This window comes from Thermosporothrix hazakensis (assembly GCF_003253565.1).
GTDB lineage: Bacteria > Chloroflexota > Ktedonobacteria > Ktedonobacterales > Ktedonobacteraceae > Thermosporothrix > Thermosporothrix hazakensis.
The window spans coordinates 1-7,699 of sequence record NZ_QKUF01000063.1 but is presented as its reverse complement, the minus strand read 5'-3'; the positions used below and the strand labels follow the sequence as shown (position 1 = coordinate 7,699).

Below are 7,699 nucleotides of genomic sequence, written 5' to 3'. Positions count from 1 at the left end.
CGTCGAACGCTTCTGGACAGCCTGCCGCTACGCGTCGTCGCACTGCGGCGCCGCGCAAGCAGGCTGGATGAAGGAAGAATCCCCGCCCTTCTGGCCTGGGGAGTGTCAACAGTTATGAACATGTGATGCGTGACTATGTAGTAAAGAATCAAAAGTTTGCCGGAGCTGTCAAGGATTTTGTGCCGAAGACATGGGCACAGGTCTGCTTTCCGGCAAAATGATGCAGGATACTCTACAGGCTGCCAACGCTATTACGCTCAAGAACTACGAAAGCGGACGCTCATAAGGCAGCTTGCGATTCTGGTATAGTCTGGCGATGGACAACCATCACCATTTGAGAGATGAGCACTCCGGCTCAACTGCTGATTTGCAAGGACTACGCTCTGCCTGGGGGCCACTGAGCAGAGGCGTAGATCCTTGCAGTGGAAGAATAGGCTGTGCTCCGCCTTTCTTCTCATCTTCTCAGGTGGCTTTTTGTCCGTAGGTGCGGCCTCCTGTAAAGTCTATACCAACATATGGATCGTCCCCAATAACCCAGGCATCATGTCCGGGAGGAATGTCAGCGATATCACCCGGGCCTATTTCTTCCTGTGTTCCGTCCTCCATCTGAAGCTTGAGGTGACCGGAAATGGTGTAGCTAAGGTGTGGTATCTGACAACTGGACGTGCCAACGGTAGGCTTCACATGTTCCGACCATCTCCAGCCCGGCTCAAAGGTGGTCTTCATAATCGTGTTGTCGCCGACGTTGAGAACTTCAATTCTGGTTTTCGGCAGGGTCCGGGTTTCATCGGGTTTGCTGAAATGCTTCTTCTGTATTGTTGCCATATGGCAAACCTTTCCAGGCAGCAATGAGAGATCACTTTCTCTGCCAGAATAAGGAAGGACGCTGTACGATGGGGTATGGAACAGGTCCCAGTTGAGAAAGAGGCGGAAAAGAGGCGAGCTTCAAAGAACCTTGCTCCAGCGATCTTTTTTTCAGTATAGTCTTCCCTGTGAAGCAGAGCCTTTCAGGTATTCATCAGGATATCCCGGACGAGCTGCATGCCTTCGCGATACTGTAATGCGGTTTATCTGCCGGGGTAACTCACTGATGTTGGGTGAAGATCTATGGAGGGTTGACCCTATCTGACCCTGGTCTGCTGATAGCTTTCATTGGTCACAAAATCAAGCTGAACTGAGAGAAAAAAACAGTACGGCCCTTGAACTTGTTCTGTTTCGTGTACAACCAGAGGTAGCCTGTGAGGATTTCTGGCTGCCGTCGATGAGACAACCACTTTGTTGAAGACACAGACAGGCTTTATCAACAGGACGGTTAGTCAGGCGATAACCGGGGAATGGCTGGATCTGCTTTCCTGGGAATCTGTGGAGGATGCCAAAGCAGCCGTAGCAGTATTTCAGACGACTCCAGCCGGAAAACGCTTCTCCAGCTATCTGGACCCGCAGAGTGTTCAGGTATTCTATACAGAAACTGTCGTGGAGTCGTTCAGGTGAACCTTTCGGGGGCTCTGCCATAAGTAAGGGAGTTCAGGTGACGGGGAGAGATGAGGGGTGAATACTGAGAAGGAAGTCTGCTTCCTCCTTATTTGCTCTTATCCGGTAAGAAGCCATCCTTCCTTCTTCGGTTTAAACGCAACACTTGAAAGCCTTTTATAAGGCTACAGCTTGAGCCAGCCAGTCCGAATCTGCCAGTGCTTTCCTGCACGTATGTGCCTGACGATTGCCTGTTGCAGTGTCGTGCGCTGAGGCAGTTCGTCAAGTGCAGGAGCGATACGCCTGAAGACATATCTCATAATGTTCTGGTCATCGGTGATCCCATCTGGAAGCAGGTGAAACCGCTGTTGAAAGCGGATGATATGCGACGTGGGCGGTAAATAGTCTGCAAGCTGTGGATCGAGAAGCCAGGATGAACATTGTGCGATATGGTATGTTTCTTCCGGGAAATGGCGCGCAAAGAACCTGCGAGCCTGCTCAAACGATTGATCACAGGCTGATGGTTCCAATGAGCCCCCCGATTCAGGGATATGGACAGAAAGAGCCGATGGCTGAAGATCGACATTGGAGACTGTTGGGTTTGTCTCCCCGAGAAAGTAGGTGCGCTCAAATTGGAGCCGCCCGAGGCGATAGAGTGTTCCACTAAAGTGGCGCATGGGCCATTGAGGCGTGTTCAAAGATGTTTCTCCGACCATGCGGCGGTAGATAGCAATATTTTCGCCGAGGTCAGCAAGCGTTGCCCAGGATATTTCATCGGGTATGCCACGTTCCCGGTGCCATTGTCGTATGGTAGGAAGCGTGGCAAGAAATACATAGACGTAGAAAAGTCTGCCCATCGCTCCCAGATGTGATGGGAGTGGTTGCCACGAGGGGAGTGATAATGTTGGAGTATCTATCTGTGCGACAAGCTGTTGATGACACCGTTGCAGTAGCCACCACCATTCTGGAGGTAGAGTCGGCTGAGGCCATGCACTGATGATCTCAGCGGCGTCTTCGGGCTCTATGTGGAGGCGTGCCAACAGTTCGTCTCGTTCACCAATCGCGGGGAGTGCAAAGGTCGAGCCTGTTTGCTCTAATGCCTCCAGTTCTTTGAGCCAGGGAAAGAAGTCATCATGCAGTCCGAGTCGCTTGCTCACTTCGGTGGCCGTCAATTGTTGTAGGGACATTATTTCTCCTTCCAGAGATAGCTATGATAGTAGCAATTGAGATAAGCAGGTGCTTGAGTTCCACAGTTTTTTTATCAACTGGCCTGTAGTGTAGAGAGAACAGATGAGCGCTTGAAGCCAGCTAAGAAGCCTCGATGGGAGAAACTCCTGAAAGTATATTCTTTATTAAGAGCGTTCAATAGCTTATCAGCATTACGCTTCAGCCCCTTTGCATATAGTAGGATTGTACTTCATCTGCTGCCTGTTGATAGCCTCCTGTCTCCTGGAAGAGCTGCTGAAGCCTTCTCGCTGCTTTCTGATAGCGTGGATCAGAAAAGATGGCATCCAACGCCCGACGCAAATTATCAATTGAGGGTGGCTCACCAGCCGCTCGCTCGACAAGAAGGCCCGCTCCCTGTTTGACGATGATTCGTGCATTGAGCCGCTGTTCTAACTGATAGGGAACAAGAATGAGTGGTACTCCATAATACAACCCCTCGTGAATACTATTCATGCCACCATGTGTGATAAATATATTGGTTTGTTCAAGCACTTTCAGTTGTGGAACAGTAGAACGCACAATGAAGTTTGACGGAATAGCTCCAAGCTTCTCAATGGCAGTCCCGTTTCCCGTTGAAAGGATAAATTGCGCGGGATAATCGCCAAAGGCCGCAAAACAGCGCTGATAGAATTCCATCTGTCTTGTATGGATTGTTCCCAGGGAAATATAGACAATTGGACTCTTCCTCTCAGTGGGCAGGAAGAAAGCATCACTTCTGATTTGCGGGTTGATAGAAGGGCCAACGAAACGAAACGTCTCATCAATAAGTGTTGTTTTCGGCTGTAAAGCGCGTAGCGTGAACACAAGATTCAAGCTGCCGCGTAATGGTAGCAGTGGTCGTTCCTTTGGAAATGCTCTTCGATATTTCCTGATGAGGCGTGAGCGCATGATAAACACAGAAGGGAGCTGTGGGAGGATTTGCCAGAGATAGCGCATGGAATGCGCACCCTCACTCATAAGATGGCTTGGATCATAGACAAAGTGACTGATTGAAGATGCCGCTCTCAGGTTTAACAGAGTTGCGACCATTTTTCCCCATAGTGCCATTGAGTCGAAAATTATCAGATCAGGCCGGTGACGTGGAAGGTGGTCGAGCAAATAAGGGAGCAGATTTTCCGTTGCGGCCAGGAGCAGGCTCCCGAGGTTCGCAAGATTGCCTCCCCGGAGTGCGGCTCCAATGCTTGTGGCGCTGATTTCGGTCTCGGGATACGCATAGAACATAGAGCCGGTTTGCTCGATAGGCCGGCGAAATTCTTCGTGGTTGTAGTAGATTATCTGTTCTCCCCGTTGGACTAACTCCTGTGCCAGTGGAAGTGTGGGATTCACATGCCCGAAAGCAGGAGAGCCGAGAAAGACGATAGTTCCCATGAGCTTCAGATCCCTCCTATATAAAGAGGCATACAGGTTCTTCTCAAGAAGCAACTTGCAATACGAACTCTCTCCCTATCTATATGTATAGTATCAGGCAAGTGATTAGCATGCGTGTTTTCGTTTATCTTGAGATAGGAGCTGTAGCATCTGGTCTTCTTGCGTATCGGATCGCAGTGTGCCTGTATGCTTTATTCTCGCCTCAATGCCCATCTCTTTGTGTCGAGCTAACCTGTAAAGCAACGGCAATGGGTGCACCCTTCGAGATTGACCGATTGGTTGTTTCTGGGGGATAAAACCAGGGGCCGGTATTCTTTTCCTCCTTGTATACAGAGATGATGCATTTTCAAGAATTCTTGTTGGTTCCATGATAGCTTAGAATAAGCTCTTAGAAGGTAGTATACCATATGTGATCCTGTGGGAATGCAACATTTCTGGAGAGACTGTGAAAAGGAAGAGAGCCTATCAAGGGACCCACTGATAGGCTCTGCTGTTTATTTGCGAAGTGATGGGATTATCCCTGTGTTGCCCTCATAAAGTCTAGCGTACATACGCTTTATGAGGCGATGCTGTTTAACTCAGCCAGATCGTCCTCGGATAGGGTCAGTGTTGCCGCGCTGACATTCTCGCGTAAATGCTCCACCGATGAGGTACCTGGGATCAGCAGAATGTTCGGCGAGCGCTGAAGCAACCATGCCAGAGCAACGACCATCGGCGTGACGTTGTGACGGGTGGCAACTGCCTGAAGCTTGTCCGACTGAAGCGGGGAGAAGCCACCAAGCGGGAAGTAGGGCACATAGGCGATACCCTGTGCTGCGAGAGCATCGATCAGGTCATCATCGTCTCTGTGTGCGAGATTATAGGCATTCTGCACGCATACAATTGGTGCAATAGATTGGGCCTCGGCGATCTGTTCGGCGTTCACCGTACTGAGGCCGAGATATTTGATCAGCCCTTCTTGCCGCATTTGAGCGAGTACTGTGAACGGTTCTGCGATTGAGCCGGGAGCCGGGCTGTGGAGATTTCCCACACGCAAATTAACAACGTCAAGCACGTCAAGGCCGAGATGCCGAAGATTGTCGTAGACAGCTTGACGGATCTGATGTGGAGCAAGTGCCTGTGGCCAGTTTCCCTCGGCATCTCGCAACGCACCAACCTTCGTGACAATGTGCAGATTATCCGGGTAGGGGTGCAGTGCTTCCTTGATGATCTCGTTGGTGACATATGGGCCGTAGAAGTCGGCCGTGTCGATATGGGTAATGCCCAGATGTACCGCTTCGCGCAGTACAGCTATGGCAGCGTTGCGGTCAGCAGGAGGACCAAAGGCGTGCGGTCCTGCCAATTGCATCGCGCCATAACCCATACGTGTGACTGTCAGACCCTCAGCCAGCGTGAATGTACCTGCGGCCTGTGCTGGTAGATGACTCTGTTCATTTGTGGAATGCGATATCATAGAAGTTTTCCCCTTTTTCTGTTAAATGGATGACCATCACATGACGGCTGTGTGATACACTGAAGAGTATGACACAGAGGCTCTCATATAACCAGAACTTCTTTATCATAGAATTGAGACTAGTAGGATAAGGAGTAGAGAGGACAATGAACGACAAACAACGCAGACAGGAGCTTGCAGATTTCCTTCGCACGCGACGCATGCGCCTCTCTCCTGAACAGGTCGGGTTAAACAATGGAGGGAGACGACGAACGCCAGGATTACGGCGCGAAGAAGTGGCTCTACGCGCGAATGTAGGCGTTGCCTGGTATACGCTGTTAGAGCAAGGACGTGCTATTCATCCGTCGAGGGAGGTGTTGCAGAACATTGCTGATGCATTACTGCTGACATCCGCTGAACGGCAATACCTTTTCTCACTTGCCGATCAATCGCCTCACATCGATACTCATATATCTGATGAGCAGGTAAGCCCTGCATTACGCCGTGTGCTTGATGGGCTTCATCCTTTTCCTGCCTACATCGTTGGTCGTCGGTGGGATTATCTTGCCTGGAACATGGCCGCTGAGCAGGTTTTTTTGTTGTTCAGGTCGGTGCCTCCATATGAACATAATGTTGTCTGGCACCTTTTTGTTGATCCAATGCGTCAGCAGATATACAAGAATCCTTCATGGGAACAGGTAGCGCAGAAAGTGCTGGCAGAGTTTCGTACGAATAGTGTGCACTATGCTGATGAAGAATGGTTCGGTGGCTTGATCGCTGATTTACAGCGGGTAAGCCCTGAATTTCGCGCATGGTGGCCTCGTCATGACGTACGTGGGATAAGTGAGATGCGAAAAGAGATTGTGCACCCATTGGTGGGAGACCTGGTATTTGAGCATACAACCCTACAGGTGCCTGCTATGCCCGAACTCAAACTTATGGTCTACACACCACTATCCGAAATGGGAACACAGGAAAAGCTACAGCGCCTGCTGGATCAGAGTGTGATGAATGCTGTATAGACCAGCAGGAAATGTTTCGCTTTGAGTGGGATGATGACGGCACCTGTATGTTTCAGGATGCATTCTATCTCATAAAGCTCGACATGCCTGATCCAGGCGCTGGCTGTAATTCTCCACAGGTTGAGGGGGCATATGTTCTCTATCTCTCTTCTTCTTCTATTCCTGGATACCCTTTCAATCGAGTGTTCTGGTTCCTCATAGACTGCTATCAGATATTAAAATTTCGTGGCTCCGGTTGTCTACAATGTATGCTGGAACTGGCACGCTTCACGCTAGAAGAGCACGGAATGGAAAGAAGTTCAATATTGAAAAGGGTACACTGATTGAGTGCTCACTTCTGCTGATGAGGACAGGAGAGAGCTTGCGTTGATTCGCACGAGGAATTGTCTGTGTGTTTGCATTTGCCGCTTGAAAGTATTCCTTTCTGGCGGCACATTAGTGAGAGCGGCGATAACTGGAAGGGGAGACCCCTGGCGAGCGTTGGAAGGCCCGGCTGAACGTTGAGGAGTTGGTGTAGCCGAGACTGAGCGCTATTTCCGTAATGCTGAAGTCTGTTTCTGTCAGAAGCTGGACTGCCTTAAATTGCTTTATCTGTCTAATGGAGCCAGTAATCAGGATGTCACGTCCCCGGCCCGAGAGCCACCGCACGTCATCAGGGAAATCCTGAAAGGAGTACCCGACATATCGGTCAATGGTGTCTCTGGCCTGCGTAATGAGGGACGCAATCCAGTCATCTTGCTGCGTGGTGCGGATGTCAAGAGCGCGCCTGACATCCTCCAGAGTACAGAACTCTACCATATCCACACCTACACAGCAGTGTGGATCGCCAGCGCCCTTTCAGGGTGCACGAGTTGAATGTCATAATCAGCCGTCACACCGAACTGTTTGCGGCGACCGAAGTCATACAGGGGTCGGGTCGGCCGTCAATTCAGGGCGACGTTTCCACGCGATGAAAGCCCAGTGCGGGGCGACCAGCAGCGCGACGTTGGTTGCCGTCTTCGCGTCTGTAGCACCCTCCTGGAGGTCAGTGAGGGTGATGAGACACGATGATGCGGATGTTGTGCGGAACGCCTACCTCCCCACGCAACATAACTTGCGGTGAAGCATAGCGGAGGTCATTGCGGACCTTATCGTCTTTAAGGAGGTCACGGTATTGCTTGTTTGTGATGACAAGTCGCCA

At 50.6% G+C, this 7,699-nt stretch carries 7 protein-coding genes; 2 read left to right on the top strand and 5 right to left on the bottom strand.

What is annotated here, in order from left to right:
- Window positions 1–462: 462 nt before the first annotated feature.
- Window positions 463–825 (bottom strand): cupin domain-containing protein, encoded by a 363-nt coding sequence (locus EI42_RS31345; RefSeq protein ID WP_111326866.1) that lies wholly within the window; start codon window positions 823–825, stop codon window positions 463–465.
- Between the two features lie 453 nt (window positions 826–1,278).
- Here EI42_RS31345 and EI42_RS31340 point away from each other — a divergent pair, with 453 nt between their 5' ends.
- Window positions 1,279–1,491, top strand: a complete 213-nt coding sequence (locus EI42_RS31340) for a hypothetical protein (protein ID WP_146505474.1) — start codon at window positions 1,279–1,281, stop codon at window positions 1,489–1,491.
- A 164-nt stretch (window positions 1,492–1,655) separates the two neighbouring features.
- Here the strand turns inward: EI42_RS31340 and EI42_RS31335 are convergent, their stop codons facing one another.
- The 3 genes from EI42_RS31335 to EI42_RS31325 form a co-directional block, all read right to left on the bottom strand.
- On the bottom strand, window positions 1,656–2,657 hold the full coding sequence (locus EI42_RS31335; RefSeq protein WP_111326862.1) for an acyltransferase domain-containing protein: 1,002 nt from the start codon (window positions 2,655–2,657) through the stop codon (window positions 1,656–1,658).
- 199 nt (window positions 2,658–2,856) lie between these two features.
- Complete coding sequence (locus EI42_RS31330; protein ID WP_111326860.1) at window positions 2,857–4,065, bottom strand: macrolide family glycosyltransferase; 1,209 nt, start codon at window positions 4,063–4,065, stop codon at window positions 2,857–2,859.
- A gap of 556 nt (window positions 4,066–4,621) precedes the next feature.
- Window positions 4,622–5,518, bottom strand: coding sequence for an oxidoreductase (locus EI42_RS31325; RefSeq protein ID WP_111326858.1), 897 nt, complete (start codon window positions 5,516–5,518; stop codon window positions 4,622–4,624).
- Window positions 5,519–5,664: 146 nt separating this feature from the next.
- On the opposite strand from EI42_RS31325, the gene EI42_RS31320 reads away from it, so the two are divergent.
- The gene (locus tag EI42_RS31320; RefSeq protein ID WP_111326856.1) at window positions 5,665–6,519 is read left to right on the top strand and encodes a helix-turn-helix transcriptional regulator; all 855 of its coding nucleotides are present in this window, start codon (window positions 5,665–5,667) and stop codon (window positions 6,517–6,519) included.
- Between the two features lie 435 nt (window positions 6,520–6,954).
- On the opposite strand, the gene EI42_RS31310 is transcribed toward EI42_RS31320, so the two are convergent.
- Window positions 6,955–7,317: a helix-turn-helix domain-containing protein gene (locus tag EI42_RS31310; RefSeq protein WP_111326852.1), complete on the bottom strand. Its 363-nt coding sequence runs from the start codon at window positions 7,315–7,317 to the stop codon at window positions 6,955–6,957.
- Window positions 7,318–7,699: the final 382 nt, after the last annotated feature.

Bases quoted from the DNA above. Each gene is read 5' to 3' on its own strand.
- EI42_RS31330 (WP_111326860.1), bottom strand. From the start codon at position 4,065: ATGGGAACTATCGTCTTTCTCGGCTCTCCTGCTTTCGGGCATGTGAAT.
- EI42_RS31325 (WP_111326858.1), bottom strand. From the start codon at position 5,518: ATGATATCGCATTCCACAAATGAACAGAGTCATCTACCAGCACAGGCC.
- EI42_RS31310 (WP_111326852.1), bottom strand. From the start codon at position 7,317: ATGGTAGAGTTCTGTACTCTGGAGGATGTCAGGCGCGCTCTTGACATC.
- EI42_RS31320 (WP_111326856.1), top strand. From the start codon at position 5,665: ATGAACGACAAACAACGCAGACAGGAGCTTGCAGATTTCCTTCGCACG.
- EI42_RS31335 (WP_111326862.1), bottom strand. From the start codon at position 2,657: ATGTCCCTACAACAATTGACGGCCACCGAAGTGAGCAAGCGACTCGGA.
- EI42_RS31345 (WP_111326866.1), bottom strand. From the start codon at position 825: ATGGCAACAATACAGAAGAAGCATTTCAGCAAACCCGATGAAACCCGG.